The organism is Salipiger marinus, from assembly GCF_900100085.1.
In the GTDB taxonomy this organism is placed as follows: domain Bacteria; phylum Pseudomonadota; class Alphaproteobacteria; order Rhodobacterales; family Rhodobacteraceae; genus Salipiger; species Salipiger marinus.
Genome location: NZ_FNEJ01000023.1, coordinates 1 through 17,754 on the forward strand (window position 1 = coordinate 1; position 17,754 = coordinate 17,754).

The 17,754-nt window shown below is 67.8% G+C and carries 16 protein-coding genes and 4 pseudogenes; 9 read left to right on the forward strand and 11 right to left on the reverse strand.

Annotated features, from left to right (window positions below; genetic code table 11):
* Positions 1-239, reverse strand: a pseudogene (locus BLR51_RS20680) (IS256 family transposase); the annotation flags it as partial.
* A 266-nt stretch (positions 240-505) separates the two neighbouring features.
* Here BLR51_RS20680 and BLR51_RS28585 point away from each other — a divergent pair.
* The 5 genes and pseudogenes from BLR51_RS28585 to BLR51_RS20700 form a co-directional block, all read left to right on the forward strand.
* Entirely contained in the window at positions 506-739 is a 234-nt protein-coding gene (locus BLR51_RS28585; RefSeq protein ID WP_089850554.1) for an IS3 family transposase, read from the forward strand.
* Positions 708-896, forward strand: coding sequence for a DDE-type integrase/transposase/recombinase (locus BLR51_RS20690; RefSeq protein ID WP_089850556.1), 189 nt, complete (start codon positions 708-710; stop codon positions 894-896). Before BLR51_RS28585 ends, BLR51_RS20690 begins: the two co-directional genes overlap by 32 nt.
* Positions 884-1,066: pseudogene (locus tag BLR51_RS28665) on the forward strand (IS3 family transposase); the annotation flags it as partial. The gene BLR51_RS20690 and the pseudogene BLR51_RS28665, both read left to right, overlap by 13 nt.
* A 73-nt stretch (positions 1,067-1,139) precedes the next feature.
* Positions 1,140-1,286, forward strand: a pseudogene (locus tag BLR51_RS28670) (IS30 family transposase); the annotation flags it as partial.
* Between the two features lie 7 nt (positions 1,287-1,293).
* Positions 1,294-1,555: pseudogene (locus tag BLR51_RS20700) on the forward strand (integrase core domain-containing protein); the annotation flags it as partial.
* A 190-nt stretch (positions 1,556-1,745) separates the two neighbouring features.
* Here the strand turns inward: BLR51_RS20700 and BLR51_RS20705 are convergent.
* The 9 genes from BLR51_RS20705 to BLR51_RS20745 form a co-directional block, all read right to left on the reverse strand.
* Positions 1,746-3,116, reverse strand: coding sequence for a S41 family peptidase (locus BLR51_RS20705; RefSeq protein ID WP_089850560.1), 1,371 nt, complete (start codon positions 3,114-3,116; stop codon positions 1,746-1,748).
* A 7-nt stretch (positions 3,117-3,123) separates the two neighbouring features.
* The gene (locus tag BLR51_RS20710; protein WP_089850562.1) at positions 3,124-4,245 is read right to left on the reverse strand and encodes a murein hydrolase activator EnvC family protein; all 1,122 of its coding nucleotides are present in this window, start codon (positions 4,243-4,245) and stop codon (positions 3,124-3,126) included.
* Entirely contained in the window at positions 4,242-5,759 is a 1,518-nt protein-coding gene (gene gpmI / locus BLR51_RS20715; protein WP_089850564.1) for a 2,3-bisphosphoglycerate-independent phosphoglycerate mutase, read from the reverse strand. Before gpmI ends, BLR51_RS20710 begins: the two co-directional genes overlap by 4 nt.
* 80 nt (positions 5,760-5,839) lie before the next feature.
* A complete protein-coding gene (locus tag BLR51_RS20720) occupies positions 5,840-6,322 on the reverse strand; it encodes a copper chaperone PCu(A)C domain-containing protein (protein ID WP_089850565.1) in 483 nt (160 codons plus the stop codon).
* A 9-nt stretch (positions 6,323-6,331) separates the two neighbouring features.
* The gene (locus BLR51_RS20725) at positions 6,332-7,639 is read right to left on the reverse strand and encodes an ABC transporter permease (protein WP_089850567.1); all 1,308 of its coding nucleotides are present in this window, start codon (positions 7,637-7,639) and stop codon (positions 6,332-6,334) included.
* Positions 7,632-8,315: an ABC transporter ATP-binding protein gene (locus tag BLR51_RS20730; RefSeq protein WP_089850569.1), complete on the reverse strand. Its 684-nt coding sequence runs from the start codon at positions 8,313-8,315 to the stop codon at positions 7,632-7,634. The genes BLR51_RS20725 and BLR51_RS20730 overlap by 8 nt, the downstream gene beginning before the upstream one ends.
* A 3-nt stretch (positions 8,316-8,318) precedes the next feature.
* Positions 8,319-8,738, reverse strand: a complete 420-nt coding sequence (locus BLR51_RS20735; protein ID WP_089850570.1) for a hypothetical protein — start codon at positions 8,736-8,738, stop codon at positions 8,319-8,321.
* A 116-nt stretch (positions 8,739-8,854) separates the two neighbouring features.
* Positions 8,855-10,348 (reverse strand): alkaline phosphatase, encoded by a 1,494-nt coding sequence (locus tag BLR51_RS20740; RefSeq protein WP_089850572.1) that lies wholly within the window; start codon positions 10,346-10,348, stop codon positions 8,855-8,857.
* Positions 10,349-10,526: 178 nt separating this feature from the next.
* Complete coding sequence (locus BLR51_RS20745) at positions 10,527-12,224, reverse strand: peptide ABC transporter substrate-binding protein (RefSeq protein ID WP_089850574.1); 1,698 nt, start codon at positions 12,222-12,224, stop codon at positions 10,527-10,529.
* 168 nt (positions 12,225-12,392) lie between these two features.
* On the opposite strand from BLR51_RS20745, the gene BLR51_RS20750 reads away from it, so the two are divergent.
* The 4 genes from BLR51_RS20750 to BLR51_RS20765 all read left to right on the forward strand — a co-directional run bounded on the left by BLR51_RS20750 (position 12,393) and on the right by BLR51_RS20765 (position 16,040).
* Positions 12,393-13,250, forward strand: coding sequence for a MurR/RpiR family transcriptional regulator (locus BLR51_RS20750; protein WP_089850577.1), 858 nt, complete (start codon positions 12,393-12,395; stop codon positions 13,248-13,250).
* Positions 13,247-13,987, forward strand: coding sequence for an N-formylglutamate amidohydrolase (locus tag BLR51_RS20755; protein ID WP_089850579.1), 741 nt, complete (start codon positions 13,247-13,249; stop codon positions 13,985-13,987). Before BLR51_RS20750 ends, BLR51_RS20755 begins: the two co-directional genes overlap by 4 nt.
* Complete coding sequence (locus BLR51_RS20760) at positions 13,984-15,255, forward strand: NAD(P)/FAD-dependent oxidoreductase (protein WP_089850581.1); 1,272 nt, start codon at positions 13,984-13,986, stop codon at positions 15,253-15,255. The genes BLR51_RS20755 and BLR51_RS20760 overlap by 4 nt, the downstream gene beginning before the upstream one ends.
* Before the next feature lie 113 nt (positions 15,256-15,368).
* Entirely contained in the window at positions 15,369-16,040 is a 672-nt protein-coding gene (locus BLR51_RS20765) for a polyamine aminopropyltransferase (protein ID WP_089850583.1), read from the forward strand.
* A 1-nt stretch (position 16,041) separates the two neighbouring features.
* On the opposite strand, the gene BLR51_RS28500 is transcribed toward BLR51_RS20765, so the two are convergent.
* On the reverse strand, positions 16,042-17,643 hold the full coding sequence (locus BLR51_RS28500) for an AfsR/SARP family transcriptional regulator (protein ID WP_230797623.1): 1,602 nt from the start codon (positions 17,641-17,643) through the stop codon (positions 16,042-16,044).
* Positions 17,644-17,754 lie beyond the last annotated feature (111 nt).

Here is a 17,754-nt window from a genome sequence, read left to right on the forward strand (position 1 = left end):
TTAACGGGCACTGGACCAATGCCGGTCATCACGTCGCGTTCCGGCAAATGACCATGGCGCACCAGGCGTGCCCGCCCGTCCTCGAGCTTGTCCCCGGAAAAGGCGTTCATGAGCGCGGCCAGCTCGGCGTGGATTGCCTGTTCGATCAGCTTGCGCGCTCCATCGCGCAGAACGTCGGTGAACGGGTCGGAGCCAAATCCTGATGGATCGGGCAGTTCTGTGATGGTAGTCTCTGGCATGTGGCATATCCCTTTCTCGGCTGAGAATTGACGGCGTCTGAACACCGCCATGATATGCCGCCCCTCAGGGCATCACCAACTTTCGCGTGTTTCTCCCAACGGTTTTTTTGTCACGAAAGCTCAAACCGGGGACTGGCAAGTGAGACGTGGGATGATTGAGCGGGGCCACCGGCGTTGGCGATCGTGGCGCAATGCCGCCTGCTGTCGATCTCGTGCTCGTCTCTCTGGCATGAATCGGTCGGAGCGACGGAGAGCACCTTGAGCTGATGCGGGTGATTGACCAGCACTTCCTCGACACGTCCGTCTACGCTGTCCGGCGGAGGACGTGCCATCTGCGAAACGAGGGGCGTGGCGTGAACCAGAAGCGCACCACGCGTCTGATGCGTCTGATGCGTCTGGTGCCGATCTACCAGAAGCCCAACACCAGCAAGCCGAGAAAGGGGCCACAAGACCTATCCCGGTCTGCGCGTGGACCGCCTCGGCCAGATCTGGCGCGCTGATATCACCTATCTGCCGGGCTTCCTTTGCCTCGTGGCGATCATGGACTGGTTCGCCCGAAAGGTTCTGGCCTGGCGCATCTCCAACACGCTGGAGGCCGACTTCTGCGTCGAGGCGCTGAACAGGGCCATTCGCTGCCTTAAGCGCCTGGGGTCCTGAATACGGATCAGGGTTCACAGTTTACATCCTTCGCCTGGACCAACCGCCTGAGGCGGGCCGGCACCCGGATCTCCATGGACGGCAAAGGACGGTGCATAGATAACGTCTTCATCGAGCGCCTCTGGCGGTCCCTGAAATCCGAATGCGTCTACCTGCACGCTTGGGAAACCGGATCGCCAAAGCCGTCATCGGCCGCTGGATCATATTCTGCAATCAATAGGCCACACCCTGTCTAGGGCGGGCAGCCGACGCTGCCGGAAGGAACTGAACGCCGTTGCACCCGCACTGAACACGCGACCCATGAAAACGCGAGGCTGGGAAACACCGGCAGAGGCTCTCGACCGGCTGCTCAATCAGGAGATGATCGAAGGTGGTGCGACGACCGGTTGACTCCGTCCAATACCTGCCAGTCCGCAATACCGAGCGGCTGAATGACATCGGCATCGAGCCTTCGTTTGGCAGCGTCGGAGACAGCTACGACAAGGCTTTGGCGGAAACGATCAATGGTCTCTTCAAGGCCGATCCACCGCCGCGGACCAATGCGCAGCTTCGAAACGGTTGACGACGCCACTCTGGAATGGGGCGACTGATTCAACGCCCGCCGCCTGCTTGGGCCCATCGGGCCCATCCCACCAGCGGAAGCCGAGGCCAGCTTCTAGGCGGCTCTGGAAATTGAAGGCATGGCTGCGCGACTGACGTCAACCAGCCTCAGGCAAACTTCGTGTGGTCCCGTGCGGGCGTCTGAGCCTGCAGGAGGGGCGTTTTCGCCGAGGTCGCGCGGGTTCTGGGGGAGCTGTGCCGGGGGAGGCGCGGCCTTGGGGGGCCGCGCCCTGTGGGTCTGTCCGGGGGTCAGTCCTGTCCGGCGGTGCTGGCGGCCTGCTGCATCCGCTCTTCGATGTTCAGAACGCTCAGGCCCTTGAGGATGTCGATGGCATAGGCCAGCTGGTAATCCTCTTCACGCAGGGCTGCGGCCTCTTCGGCCTTGGTGCGCTCTTCCTCGATCTGGCGGATCTCGTCTTCCGACAGGCTGTCATTGTCCAGACGGCCACGCAGTTCCGCCTCGGAGCGGCTGAAGCCTGCGGGGGCCTCTTCGCCCTCGTCCTCGGGGTCGGGCAGGCGCTGTTCCACCACGATGTCGGGGGAGACGCCAAGCGCCTGAATCGACCGGCCCGAGGGCGTGTAATAGCGCGCCGTGGTCAGCCGCATGGCGCCGTCGCCGCGCAGCGGCATGACCGTCTGCACCGAACCCTTGCCGAAGCTCTTGGTGCCCACGACCACCGCGCGGCGGTGGTCCTTCAGCGCGCCCGCCACGATTTCCGAGGCCGAGGCAGAGCCGCCATTGATCAGCACGACCATGGGCTTGCCTTCGGCCAGATCGCCCGCCTCGGCGTTGAACCTTTCGCCATCGGCAGCGTTGCGGCCCCGGGTGGAGACGATTTCGCCCTTGTCGAGGAACGCGTCCGACACCTTGATCGCCTGCGTCAGCAGGCCGCCGGGGTTGTTGCGCAGATCGAGCACGATGCCTTCGACATTCTCCATGCCGCCCGCTTCGGCCACCCGCTCTGCCAGACCCTCTTCGAGATTGGGGAAGGTCTGGTCGTTGAAGGTGGTGACGCGCAGCACCACGGTATTGCCTTCAAGCCGGGTGCGCACCGCCGTCAGCTTGATGGTGTCGCGGATGATCGACACCTCGAAGGGCTCGTCGCGGCCTTCGCGCACCACGGTGATGAGGATCTCGGACCCGACCGGCCCGCGCATCATCTCCACCGCCTCGTCAAGGTTGAGGCCCAGCACGGATTCGCCATCGACATGGGTGATGAAATCGCCCGCCTCGATGCCTGCTTCCTGTGCAGGGGTGCCGTCGATGGGCGAGACCACCTTCACGAAGCCGTCTTCCTGCGTGACCTCGATCCCCAGACCGCCGAATTCGCCGCGGGTCTGCACCCGCATGTCCTCGGCATCATTGGGCGCAAGATAGCTGGAATGCGGATCAAGCGACGTCAGCATGCCGTTGATCGCGGCTTCGATCAGTTCGCCCTCGTCCACTTCCTCGACATATTGCGACCGGATGCGTTCGAAGATGTCGCCGAACAGGTCAAGCTGTTCATAGACATTTGTGGTTTTTGCGGCTTCCTGCGCCAGCAGCGGCCCCACGAACTGGGTCGTCGCCACCACGCCTGCGATCGTGCCACCCGCGGCGGCCATCAGAAACTTCTTCATGCCCAATTCATCCCTTGTCGCTGGCGAACCACTCTAGCGGGTCCACGGGGGCGTCGCCTTCCCTTACCTCTATATACAGCGTCTCCGTGCGTCCAGCGCCGGAGGCTTCACGTGACGGTGACGGATCCTCGCCCGTGCCGGGCTCGTCGCCGCCCATCAGCCCAACCGGTGCGCCTTCGGGCAGGATCTCGCCGGTCTGCGCATAGGTGGTGTCGAGCCCGGCCAGCACCAGCAGCAGGTCGGGCTGCGGCTCCAGAATGGTGACCAGCCCGTAATCCAGCAGCGGACCGCTGTAGCGCACGGTGGCGGCGGCGGGGGTGGTGACCAGCGCCCGCGACCGGGTGGCCACCACGATGCCGGGGCGGCTGACGCCTGCGGCATCGGCTTCCCCGGCCCGGCGCAGGATTTCGCCCCGCACGGGCAGGGGCAGGCTGCCGCGCCGCGCCGCGACGGGCGGCAGGTCGGCGGGGGTTTCGTTCGTGGCGATCTCCGACAGGCCGGAGGCGAAGCCCTCCAGCGTTTCGGTGGCGGCGATCAGGATGGCGGTGCGCACCGGATCCTCGGTGAACCGCTTCGGCAGGGCGGTGCGGTCGGCCACGGCCTGACTCAGCTCGGTGCGCGCGGTCTGCACCCCCGCCAGCCCGTCGCGCAGGGTGGCGGCGGCGTTCTCCTGCAGGGCGCGCAGATCGGTCACCTCGGTCAGATCGGCGCGCAGCTGCTGCGCCTCCTGCGCCAGACCCGGCGTGACCGAGGCCAGCATCATCCCCGCCCGGGCCGACCCCACCGGCCCGTCGGGATGCAGCAGCGCCTGCGGCCCGGACGCGGTGCCAAGCGCCGACAGCACCCCCAGAAGCTGCGAGATCTCGCCCTCCTGCGCGGCCAGACGGCGGCTGAGTTCGGTTTCGCGGATCGCGGCCTCGCGCAGCCCGTCGCGCAGGGCCGCCAGTCCCTCCTCATAGGCCTGCACCGTCTGGGTCAGCGCCCGCACCTGGTCACGCGCGCTTTCCGCAGCGTCAAGCTGCACCGAGGCTTCCTCCAGCGCGCGGGCGGCGTTGCGCGCCGCCTGCGCCTGATCCTGCGCCGCGGCGGGGGCGGCCAGCAGGGCAAGGACCAGCGCTGTGCGGATCATTCCCCGATCAGGCTCTTGCCCGTCATCTCGGCGGGCTGCGGCAGGCCCATCAGCTGCAGCAGCGTCGGCGCCACATCGGCAAGGATGCCGTCGCGCAGCGTCGCGCCCTCGGGCCCGCCGAACAGGATCACCGGCACCGGGTTGGTGGTGTGGGCGGTGTGGGGGCCGTTGGTTTCATCATCCCACATGGTTTCGCAATTGCCGTGATCGGCGATGACCAGCATCGCGCCGCCCGCCTGTTCCAGCGCGGCCAGAACCTGTCCCAGACCGTCATCCACCGCCTCGCAGGCGCGGATCGCGGCGTCCAGATCGCCGGTATGGCCGACCATGTCGGGATTGGCGAAATTGGTCACGATCAGATCGTATCCCTGTCCGATCACCTCGACGAATTTTGCGGCCACCTCGGGTTCGCTCATCTCCGGCTGCAGGTCATAGGTGGCGACCTTGGGCGATTGCGGCATGAAGCGGTCTTCGCCTTCCTCCGGCTCTTCCTTGCCGCCGTTCAGGAAGAAGGTGACATGGGGGTATTTTTCGGTCTCGGCCAGACGGAACTGCCGCAGCCCGTGCTGCGCCACCCATTCGCCCAGCGTGTTGACCAGCACGCGCTTGGGATAGGCGGTGGTCATGAAGCTGTTGTGGCGGCTGGAATATTCCACCATCCCCAGCAGCGCCGACAGATCCGGCAGATCGCGGGCAAAGCCGTCAAATTCGGCATCACCGATGGCCGACAGGATCTCGCGCGCCCGGTCGGCCCGGAAGTTGAGACAGAAGAGCCCGTCCCCCGCCGCCACCCCGGCATAGTCCCCGATGACGCTGGGCAGGATGAATTCGTCGGTCTTGTCGTCGGCATAGCTCTGCGTCACGGCGGTGACCGCGTCGGGGGCGGCAACGCCCTGACCCCGGATCATCGCATCATAGGCGCGTTCGACCCGCTCCCAGCGGGTATCCCGGTCCATGGCGTAATAGCGCCCGATCACCGTGCCGATGCGGGCGCCTTCGGGCAGGCTGTCGGCCAGATCGGCCACAAACCCCTTGCCCGAACTGGGTGCTACGTCGCGGCCATCGGTGATGGCATGCACCACCACCGGCAGGCCGCGATCCGTCAGCAGGCGCACCGCCGCCTTGATATGGGTGATATGGCCATGCACCCCGCCATCGGAAACCACGCCCATCAGATGCGCGGTGCCGCCCGCCGCCTTCACGGTTTCGGCAAAATCCACGATGGCGGCATTGTCGAAAAAGCTGCCATCCTCGATGGCGAGATCGATCTGGCCCAGATCCATCGCCACCACCCGGCCCGCGCCGATATTGGTATGGCCCACCTCGGAATTGCCCATCTGCCCCTTGGGCAGGCCGACATCGGGGCCAAAGGTGGTCAGCGTGGCATGGGGGCAGGTGGCCAGAAGCCGGTCCATGGTCGGCGTCCGGGCCAGCGCGGGCGCGTTATAGGCGGTGTCTTCGCGCAGGCCCCAGCCATCAAGGATGGTCAGGACGACGGGTTTTGGTGCGGTCATGTCAGGCGCCCTTTCTTCGGGAAGTCCTCCAAGCTCTTAGCAGGCCCGTGCCCGCTTGTGGAGAGCGCGCGCCCGCCCGGTCAGTGCATATGCCCGGCATGGCTGTGGGCGGTGGCATCCGCCGCGCCGATTTCCACATGCGCCTCCAGATGCAGGTCGCCGAACTGCACCTCCAGATCCAGATCGCCGCCGTCTTCCAGCGGCTGCGGCAGATCCGACAGGCGCAGCGCCAGCACCTTGGGCGCCAGCATCAGCTTCTGCCCCGGTCCCAGCGGCAGGGCGGGCAGCACGGTCCATGTCTCGCCCGTGGCGCCATAGCCGAAGCCCACCAGATCCAGCGGCTGGCCAAGCGCCTTGCCGCCGGTCAGCACCACCTCGGATCCGGTGGCGTTTTCGATGTCCATATAGACCAGCGCCGCATCGCCGCGTGGCGTGGCGGCGGCCCAGGCGTGGATGACGCGCAGGCCCTCGGCCTCTGCGACATGGTCGGCATGGTCATGGTTTTCGGCAAGGGCCGGGGCGGCGAGCAGGCACAGGGCAAAAGCAGAAAGGGCGGCGCGCATGGGATACCTCTAGGTGCGAAGGTCGGACAGAAGCGGGCGGCGCACGGCCAGCCACGCGGGCAGCAGGGCCATCAGCAGCGTGACGCTGACAAATCCCGCCACCAGATGCAGTTCCGGCCAGCCAAGGCCTGCGGTCACCAGCACGTCGGTGCGGGCGGTCACCAGCGCCGAAAGACCGCGTGCCGCGACAAATCCCAGCGCCAGCCCCAAGGCTGCCCCGCTGAGGATCAGGGCGGCGCAATAGCTCCAGACCACGGCGAAGACAAAGCGCAGCGGCGCCCCGATCGCCCGCAGCAGCGCAAGGCTGCGCGCGATCAGCCGGACAAGGATCATGAGGCCGATCAGCACCGACAGCGCCACCAGCACCTGCGTCAGCCCTGCCATCAGCGACATGGCCGACCGGATGTCGCGCATCAGCCCGTGCAGCTGCGCCAGAACCGTGCCCGGGAAAAACGCCATCATGTCGCTGCGGGTAAAACGCGAGCGCAGCGCGTAATTGCCCCAGAGCTCGGTGGCGCGCACCAGCACGGCGGGGGTGCCGGGCATATACTCGGCATCGAAGGGCGGGCCGATGCGGTCGGTGCCGGGCGCGTGGCCGCTGGCAAGGCCATGCACCTCCCACACGCCCTCGACGGGCACAAGGATGGCGCGGTCCCACGGGCTGCCGGTGGCGGCCATGCGCCCCGTCACGGTATAGGCGTGCCCGGCATGGGCGTCGCCTTCGGCCATGGCGCCATGACCATGCGCCGGGGTGAAACTGTCGCCGACATCCACCGGCGCAAAGGCGCCTGCCACCGCCTCCTGCGCCGTGGCAAAGCTGCGCCCTGCCGCCAGCGGCCCGGCAAGATGGGTCACGAAATCTGCCGTGGTGCCCACCACCGGCGCGCCCGCATGGCTGTCGCCAAAGGCGATGGGGGCGGCCAGCGCCACGCCTTCGGTCGCCGCGATCTCGGCATATTGCGCGCCGGTGATCAGCGCCATGTCCGAAGGCTGCAGATAGACCGAGGCGAGCATCACCGTCACCTCGCTGCCCGGAGCCGCGACGATCAGGTCGAATTTTTCGGCGGCGCGGGCAGAACCCTGCCGCAGCCCGCGCTCCTGCGCCAGCAGCCCGACACCCAGCCCCACCGACACGGCGATCAGCAGCACGAACAGCCCGTTGACCCAAGAGAACCGCCGCAGCATCGCACCGACCAGCGGCAGCGGGCGCAGCCCGCGCATCACCCAAAGCCCCAGCAGCAGCCCCGGCGCGACCAGCGCCAGCGCCAGTGCGGCATCCTGCGCCGTGGCGGGCAGCGACATCCACAGATCACGCATGGCTGTCCTCCGCGATGCGGCCATCGGCCAGCCGCAGCTGCCGGGTCATGCGCACGGCAAGGCCCGCATCATGGGTGACCACGATCAGCCCGCGCCCGTCCTGCTGCGCCAGCCGCACCAGATCGGCCCCCAGCGCATCGGCATTGGCCCGGTCCAGCGCGGCGGTCGGCTCATCGGCCAGAATGACCGGCGGATCGCCCGCAAGCGCGCGCGCGACGGCGATGCGCTGCCGTTCGCCGCCCGAAAAGCTGTCCACGGGGCGCGCGCCCGCCTGTCCCAGCCCCAGACCGGCCAGCCAGCGCGCGGCGGCGGCGCGGATCGGCGCACGGGCAGCGCGCGGCGCAAAGGCGCTGGCCAGTGCGGCATTGCCAAGCGCCGACAGTTCCTCGAACAGATGGCAGTCCTGAAACACCAGCCCCAGCCGGTCGCGGCGAAAGGCGGCGCGCGCGTCTTCGGACAGCGCGGCAATGTCGGTCTCGCCCCAGATCACCCGGCCTGCATGGGGGCGCACCAGCCCCGACAGCACGTGCAGGAAGGTGGATTTGCCCGCCCCCGAGGCGCCGGTCAGCGCAAGGCTCTGCCCGCCGGGCAGCGCCAGATGGTCGATGGCCAGCAGCACCCGGCCTTCGCGGCTCTGCACGCGCAGCCCCTCCACCCGCAGATCCGGGGCTCTCATCGCTCAGATCCGCCGGAAGGTGGCGTCGGTCAGCCGCACCTTGGAATAGAAACCCAGCTCGGGGTCGACCTCGTCGCCCAGTTCCAGCACGCCTTCGACCACGATGGGCACGTTGAACGGCACCACGTCGACGATGCGCTTGGCATAGACCGCCAGAATGTCATCGGGCCATGGCATCCCCGGCTCGCAGAACGGGCAGACCGCCATGGGGCGCTTGGTCAGCACGAAGAACACCGAATCGGCCTTCAGTGGCGGCGCCATGAAGCCCTCGACCGCCAGCCGCCCGCCTTCGGCGGAGAGCGCCGCGTCGGAAAAGCTCAGATCCTTGTTGTAGAGATCGCGCAGGAGGATCGGGCCGTCCTGCGCGACGGCGCGGGGGGCAAGCAGCGCAAGCGGCAGCGCAAGCAGATGGCGTCGGTTCATGGCATGTCCTTTCGCGGCAGATATGGCGCGGGCATGTGACACCCGCATAACGTCCGGCAACGGCACAGGCCCCGGAGATGATCCGGGGCCTGCACATCCGTAACGCAGCGCCGGGATTATTCGGCGGTAACGGCGTGGTTCATCACGTGGAAGATCACGTTCTGCTCGATCACGCCGCCAAACAGATGCGACCAGGGACCTCGGGCAAACACGGCCACGTCTTCGCCCGAATGGGTTTCAGAGGACATGGGGATCAGCGCCTGCTGCAGGTAGTCGGGATCGGTCGCTTCTTCTTCGGTCAGGTCCGGACGGCTGCCCGAGAAGGTGCCATCGGCCTGTTCGATCAGCACCGATCCGGCGCCGTTCAGGTAACCGGCCACGGTGTAGGGCTTGCCATCGGCGCCAAGGTTCGGCGTGCCGTTATGTTCGATGCCCGCTTCGTTCTCTTCCATGCAGAGACCGACGATGTTGGAGCCGCGCCCGCAATAGCCGTTGAAGGAGATGGCGTGCTCGTGGTCGGCGGTGACGATGATCAGCGTGTCTTCGGCATTGGTCAGCTCCATCGCCTTGGCGATGGCATCGGCAAAGGCCTTGCCGTCAGCCAGCACGCGATAAAGGTTGCCTTCGTGGTTGGCATGGTCGACGCGGCCCGCTTCGATCGACAGGTAGAAGCCTTCGTCATTGGTGGACAGGGCTTCGATCGCGGCTTCGGTCATTTCCGCCAGCGAGGGCTCGCCGGTGCGGTCATGTTCGTATTTCATGTGGCTGGCCTCAAAAAGGCCAAGGATGGGCGCGTTGTTGCCTGCGGTCAGGGCAGAGAAATCCTCTTCGCCGAACACGACCTGCGCGCCGAGCCCCGTGGCTTCTTCCACCAGATTGCGGCCATCGGTCCGCTTGCCGGTCTTGCCTTCCACATCGGTCACGTCGGTCGGCAGGAAATGCGCGCGGCCCCCGCCGAACGCCACGTCGATCACGCCTGCCTGCATCTGGTCGATCAGCTGTGCGGCGATGTCCTTCTGCTCGCAGCCTTCGGGCAGGGCAGAGTTGTCTTCCCAGTCGCGGCTCACGGTGCGGGCATAGACCGCTGCCGGGGTCGCGTGGGTGATGCGCGCGGTGGAGATGACGCCAACCGACTTGCCCATCTCGGTCGCGATTTCCGAAAACAGCTTGGTCCCGGCATCAGCCCCGGCGGCGCAGTCTTCGACAGCCACGGTGTCCATGATGTTGATCATGCCGTTCTTGCCCTTGACGCCCGAGTTCATCGCCATGGCGGTGGGGGCGGAGTCGGGGGTCTGGCCGTTCGAGGAATAGGTCTTCACCAGCGCGACATGCGGGAAGGTTTCGTGAGGCTGGACATACTCATCCCCCAGACCGCCTTCCTGCTGGCCGGAGAACAGGCGGATGGCGTAGTTGGTGCCCACGCCGTTGCCGTCTGCGGTGAACAGGATCACGTTCTTGGCGGTCGCGGTGTTCGGCTGCACGGCCAGACGCTCGGCGATGGTGTCCTGAGCGGCCTGATACCAGTCGGACCCGGCCTGCGGCAGATCCTGAGCCGAAGCGACAGTGGCAAGGCCGAGGACGGCGGCGGTGGAAAGGAGAATCTGTTTCATGATTGGGCTCCATGACAATCTGCGCGGACCCTAGGAGCGTCAGGTGACAGATATGTGATCCAGTCGGATTTTTCCTTTGATTTTGCGACGTTATAATATAGCATCAGAACCTGCGGGGGCGACCGGAAAAGGCGCCGCGCCCCCGCGCTCCGGTCCGGAGGCGGGGGCGCGGCCTGTGTCAGTCGGCGCGGTGCCAGTCGGCGATGTTCCAGATCTGGCTGTCCCAGCTGTTCATCCGCACGCCTTCCAGCGTCGCCGCCTTGCCCGAGATGGTGTGGCGGTGGATCAGCGGCAGGATGGAATAGGACTCCACCAGCAGGTCGTTCATGGCCCGCCCGATCCGGCCCCGGTCCTCCAGCGATCCGGCGGTGCGGAATTCCCGGATCAGCGCCTCATAGGGCTCGGAACAGAAGCGCTGGATGTTGTTGCCCTGCCACTGCGTCGCGGGCGAGGGGATATTGGCGCAGCTCCAGTTGCCAAGGAAGGCTTCGGGATCCTGTCCCTTGGCGTTGTCCGTATACATCTGGACATCGGCAAAGAATTTCTGCCGCGTGTCGGGTGAACCGGGATCGCCGCCAAAGAACACCGAAGCGTCGATGTTGCGCAGCTCCGTCTCCACGCCGATCTGCCGCCACCAGTCCTTGATCAGCGCCTGACTGTCCTGCCGCACGCCATTGGTCGAGGTCTGGAACAGCAGCGACAGCTTGCGCCCGTCGCGGTCGCGGATGCCGTCCCCATCGCTGTCGGTCCAGCCCGCCTCGTCCAGCAGGGCGGCGGCGCGGTCCAGATCCTGCGTCGCACAGTCCGCATGGGTGTCAGAGGCGTAAAGCGCGGGCGTTGGCACCACGGCGCAGCCCGGCACCCCCGCATCGCCATAAAGCGCCTCGGCGATCACCGCGCGGTCGATGGCCAGCGACAGCGCCTGTCCGACCCGTGGATCGGTAAAGGCCGGATGCGCCCCGCCCGCCACGGTGGCGCGCGCCTCGCCAAGCGCGGGGTCGGGATCGGTCTGGTTCAGGAACAGGAACTCCACCGCCGGGCTGTCCGAGGTGATCACCTCGCCCGGGCCGCCGGTCATCTGCGCCAGAATGTCGGGCGACAGCTGCAGGTTCCACGCATAATCCACCTCGCCCGTCTGCAGCACCGCCCGCGCCGCAGAGGCCGGATCGCCGCCGCCCTTGATCGTCACCGTGGCGAAGGCGGGCTTGTCCGCCTCGCGGTATTCGGGGTTGAGCGTGTAGGTGATCACGTCATTGGCGCGGAACTCCTCCACCCGGTAGGGGCCGGTGCCGATGGGATAGGTGTTCTGTTCGGTGCATTGCGCGACGCGGGCGCCGGTGCAGTCGGCAAACTGCGCCTCCTGCAGCAGCGGCGCTTCGGAACTGACAAGGGCGGTATAGGGATAGGGCTTCGGTTCCGAAAAGCGGATTTCAACGCGCCGCTCGTCCAGGGCCACCACCTCTGCCACCCCGTCGAACAGCGACAGCGCGGCGCAGCCGCTTTGGTCATCCGTGCAGTAGCGCCATGTAAAGATCGCGTCCTGCGGCGTGACCGGGCTGCCATCGGCCCATGTCAGCCCCTCGCGCAGGGTCCATGTGATGCGGGTCAGGTCGGCGCTGACCCCGCCGTTTTCCAGCGTGGGAATGCTTTCGGCCAGCACCGGCACCAGCGCGCCGGTCTCGTCGAAGCGCGCCAGCGGCTCCAGCACCAGCGAGGCGGCCTCCACCTCCTTGGCGATGCCCGACAGATAGGGGTTCATCGTCGACGCGGCCTGCCAGTACAGAATGCGCAGGTCGCCGTCGCTGCCGCGTTCGGCGGTGGCGGTCATCGGAAGCAGCGTCAGCGCCGTTCCGACCATCCATGAAAAGGTCTTCATCTGGGCTCTCCTGTCGGTGTCTGTGCCGGTCACCCTGCGCGGCCGGTCGGTGTTGGCTCCCGCGATGCGGCGGGCGCAGAGGCGGGGGCGGGTGTATTAAATGTTGCGTAGTCTTCATGATTCCGTCAACTTGTATCAAACGATACACAGGAATTACTGCGTCTTCCCATGACATCCTCCGATGATCTTGCCGCCCGGCTGCGCAATTCGGCTGTATCTCAGGCCGAGCGGAAGCTGGCTGCGGCCTTTGCCGAAAACTTCCCCGCCAGCGCGCTGGGCACGGTCGAGGCGCTTGCTGGCCGCGCCGGGGTCAGCGGCCCCACCGTGCTGCGCTATCTGGCCAAGCTGGGCTTTGTCCGCTTCGCCGAATTTCAGGCGGCGGTGAAACAGGAGGTGGACCGGCAGCTGGGCTCGCCGCTGGTGCAGATGGACCACCCCGCAGAGCAGGCGGGCGGGGCAGGGGATCACCTTTATCGCCGGGTGCTGCTGATGCAGGCGGAAAGCTTCCGCCGCATGGCCGAACGGGTGGTGCCCGCCGAATTTGACGCCATCGCCGATCTGCTGGCCGATCCGAAACTGACCATCCGGCCGCTGGGCGGACGCTACAGCCGCAACCTTGCGCAGCGTCTGGCGCTGCAGCTGGGGCAGGTGCGGGCCAATGTGGCGCTGCTGGAGCAGCCGCTGGGCTTTGCCTATGACGCGCTGGTGGATCTGGGACCGCGCGACGTGATCGTGCTGTTCGATTACCGCCGCTATCAGGAGGATCTGCTGCGCTTTGCCGAAGGCGCGCGGGCGGCGGGGGCGCGGATCGTGCTGCTGACCGATTTCTGGCGCTCTCCGGTGGCCGCGCTGGCAGAGGCGGTGCTGACCGCGCCGGATCAGTCTGCCTCGCCCTTCGGGTCGCGGGTGGTGCCCACGGCGCAGGTCGAGGCGCTGGTGGCGGCGGTGGTCGACCGCGACCGCGACGGCGCCAAGGATCGCCTCGCCCGGCTGGAGGCGCTGCGCCGCCGCGGAGATCCGGCATGATCGAGGCGCCCGTCCTGCTGAACCCCGAAGGCCGCTTTCCCGGGCTGATCGTCGTCGATCACGCAGGCACCGCCACGCCCGCCCGCTTCGGCGCGCTGGGTCTGGCCGAGAACTGGCGGCACACCCATCATTTCTGCGATCTGGGCGTGGCGCCGCTGGCCCAAGCGCTGGCGCAGCGGCTGGATGCGCCGGTGCTGCTGGGCACGGTCAGCCGGCTGGTGATCGACCTGAACCGCTGGCTGGACGATCCGCGCTCGATCCTGACGCAGGTGGAGGGCGTGCCCGTGCCCGGCAATGTCACGCTGGACCCAGCAACACGCCGGGCGCGGCAGGACGCGATCTTCTGGCCCTATCATGCCGCGATCACCTCGGTCTGGGACCGGGTCACCCGCCGCCACCGCGACCCGCTGTTTTTTGCCCTGCACAGCTGCACCCGGCAGTTCGGCGGGCAGCGCCGCCCGTGGGATGGTGGCACGATCTGGAACGAGGCGCCGACGCTCGCCCATCCGCTGCTGGAGGCGCTGGGCACGTTAGGCCTCACGCTGGGCGACAACCAGCCCTATTCCGGGCGCGAAGGCGCCTACACGCTTGACCGGCACACATGGGGCAGCGGCTATCGCGCCTGCGGGTTCGAGGTGTCCAATGACCTGCTGGAGACGCCGCAGGGGCAGGCGGACTGGGCCAACCGGCTGGGCGACGCGCTGTCCACGCTGACACAGACAGGGGCAGTGGCATGACAGACCAGATCTTTCGGATTCCGCCCTATGCGCTGACCGCGCTCTGCGCGCCGCAGGCCGGGCCGCTGCGGGGCAGCCTGCGTGTCGACGTGGCGCTGGTGGGGGCGGGGTTCAGCGGCTGCATCGCCGCGCTGGAGCTAAGCCGCCGTGGCCTGTCGGTGGCGCTGATCGAGGCGGGGGAGGTCGGGCAGGGCGGGTCCGGGCGCAACCACGGCCAGTGCATTCCCGTCTTCGGCTATCTTGACGAAACCCAGCTGCCCCCCGCAGGCTTTGCCCTGCTGCGCGACGCGGGCAGGCTGGTCTTTGACCAGATCGCCGAACTGGGCATCGCCTGCGACCCGGTGCAGAAGGGCTGGCTGCAGGCCGCGCATTCCGCAAAGGGGCTGGAGCGGGCGCGCGCCACCCATGCCAGATATGCCGCCCTTGGCAAGGCAGATGCGTTTCTGGACCCGGAGGAGATTGCGGCGCTCAGCGGCGTGTCCGGCACCTTTGGCGGCTGGCTGCATCGCGATGGCGGCCATCTGAACCCGCTGGCCTATGTGCGCGGCCTTGCACGGGCGGCGCAGGCGGCGGGCGCGCGGCTTCACACCCGGACACCTGTCACCGGGCTGCGGCGCGGGCGGGACGGCGCGTGGACCCTTGCCACCCCGGAGGGAGAGATCACCGCCCGCAAGGTCGGGCTGGCCACCAATGCCTATGGCATGGGGGCGGTGCCCGCGCGGATGCGGGCAAGCCTTGTGCCCATGACCTCTTACGCCATTGCCAGCGCACCGCTGCAGCCGCACCAGCGCGCCGCCGTGCTGCCTTCGGGCGTGAATTTCAGCGACACGCGGCGCGATCCGATGTTCTTTCGGGTCGATGCCACGGGGCGCATCATCACCGGCGGGCTGGTGGAACTGCGGCGCGGGCGGTGGACCGCACCCACCGTCGCCGAACAGGGGGCGCGGCTGGCGCGGCGGTTCCCGGAACTGCAGGGGCTGGTCTGGACCCATCACTGGACCGGCACCGTCGGCATTTCGGCGCGGCAGCGCCCGGCGATCTTTGAACTGGAGGAGGGGCTCTGGGGGCTTCTGGGCTATTCCGGGCGCGGCGTGCCCACCTCTGCGGTGCTGGGCCGGGCCTTTGCCGCCACGCTGACCGATCCGGCAGAGGGCGCGCGGCTCTGGCCCGCCGATCCGCCCGCGCGCATCCCTGCGGGGCGGCTGATCGGGCTTGCGGTGCAGAGCCTGCGCGGCCCGGTGAACAAGCTGCGCGACCGGCTGTCCTGATCCGGGGGCCGGCGGGGTCTGCCCGCGGCGGCGCATCGGCACCGCTGGCGCGGCTTCACCTGCGGTCCCCGATGGGCTAAGGGCAGCGCAGACTTCGGGACAGGGACATTGCCATGCTGCCTTGGGAACTTCTGGCCACGGCATCGGCGCCGCAGGGCGACACGCTGCGCCTGCTGCGGCGCGGCACCGAATATTCCATCCGGCTGGAGGGCGGCAACGAGCTGATGAACAGCCGTCTGGGCGGGTCAGAGGAATCGCTGGCCACGCTGACGCTGGACCGGATCGGCGCCCGTCCCGCGCCGCGGCTGCTGATCGGCGGGCTGGGGATGGGTTTCACCCTGCGCGCCGCCCTTGCCGCCACGCCCGCCGCCGCGCAGGTGGTGGTGTCGGAAATCGTGCCCGACCTGATCGGCTGGGCGCGTGGCCCCATGGCCGAGGTGTTCGGCGGCTGTCTGGAGGATCCGCGCGTGCTGCTGCGTGCGGGCGATGTGGCGGCAGAGATCCGGACCGCCGCACCCCCCTATGACGCGATCCTGCTGGATGTGGACAACGGCCCCGATGGCCTGACCCGCGCGGGCAATGACGGGCTTTATGGCGAAGCTGGCCTGCGGGCGGCGCATTGCGCGCTTAGCCCCGGCGGTGTGCTGGCGGTCTGGTCCGCCGCCCCCGATCCCGCCTTCACCCGGCGGCTGGGGCGCTGCGGCTTTCAGGCCGAGACGCACAGCGTGCCGGCAGGGCGGGGCAAGCGCGGCCCCCGGCACATCATCTGGACCGCCCGGCGCTAGGTCACAGCAGCGCGCGGATCGGCTCCAGCAGGCCCTTGCTGCGCAGGGTGCGCACCGGATAGGCGTCATCATTCACCAGCCGGTCAAGGCTGAAGCCCGGCTCGATCCGGGCCAGCCGTTCGGCCACGGCGCGCGCCTTCTCCAGCTGCCCGTCCAGCGCGTAAAGCGCCAGCAGATGCCGGTGCGCGGGCCGGAAGGAGGGCGCGGCGCGGGCCGCCGCCTCTCCGGCCTCGATGGCCATATGCGGCTCGTTGCAGGCCACGCTGACGATGCAGTGATACAGATCCCACCAGTGGCGGAACGGCGAATGCCGCGCGATGCTGCGGGCGTGGCGCGACATGTCCAGCGCCTGCCGGTGATCCCCCGCCAGCATCCGCGCCACCGCCAGCGACAGCCAGCCAAAGCCTCCCGCCGGGTTGCGGTCCACCGAGCGTTCCGCCAGTTCAAGCCCGCCCGCCGCATCCCCCATCGCCATGACCCGCACCTGACTGACCAGCGCCTGCACCAGCGCGTTGTCGGCGCCCTGTTCCAGCGCCTTGTGGTTCAGCATCTGGGTTTCTTCGTAAAGTGCGGCCAGATCCGGCTCCAGCAGCTCGATCATCTGGATGGTGCGGATCAGGCTGCGCCACGCGATATAGATGCCGTTGCGGTCGACCTCATGCGCCTGCAGCAGCAGGCTGTCTGCCTCGCGCAGCGCGTCCGGCTGGAAGGTGAACATGCGATAAAGCGCCAGCCGCGCCAGCGCCGTGGCCCGGGCTTCGGGGCGGGCATTTTCGATGGCCAGCGGCAGGCGGCCCAGCGTGCGGTCCGCCGCCTCGAAGATCATCGCGCAGATCGCGTCGTCAGAGCCAAGGATGGTCTCTGCCGACACGATGGGCTGCAGCTTGGAATAGAGGATGCGCGCCGAGGGAAGATGCACCACCTTGGCAAAGACATGCAGCCTGCCGTCGCTGTCCATCAGATCGCAGGTGATTTCCAGATCGCCGCGATCCTCGGCGCCCGCATCCACATGCCGCCCGGACTGCCGCCATGCCCGCACCTGTTCGGCGATGTTTTCGCCGATGCGGTTGGCAAGGATGTCGCCCAGCACCTCGGGCAGGCCGGTGCCGTTCAGGCTGGTGCGGCAGCGGATCAGCAGCCCGCCGGGCAGAGCGGGCCGCGCCGCCCCCACCCTGTCGGCAAAGCGCGAGCGTTCGCTGCGCAGCCAGTCCTCGAATTCGGGATCGCGCACGTCCAGCCCTTCAAGCAGGTCGAACCCGTCTTCGATGCGGAACTCGTTTTCCAGCACGTCCACATGCAGGCGGGCCGGATCCAGCCAGACGCTGCTGCGGTCGGCCCCCAGCACATCCTCCCACGGACCCAGGCTCCGGCGCAGCTTGCTGAGCGCCTGCCGCAGATTCGCGCTGGCCTGTTCGGGGGCAAAACTGGACCACAGCTTGTCTTCCACCCAGCGGCGCGGGCGGCGCATGCCGGGCGACAGCATCAGCAGGGCCAGAACGCCCTGATTCTTGGCGCCCTGCGGGGTGATGTCGACGCAGTCGGGTCCGGTCACGCGCAGCGGACCGATCATCTCCACCCGCAACAGCTGTCCGTCGGTCGTCACACTCCTGTCCCCGCGGCGAGACCTCACCGGGGTTTACGCTAGCACCACCTCACGTTTGCGGCAACGGGCGTGAAATGATCGTTAATTGTTTCGAGGGGGGCTGAAATTCCT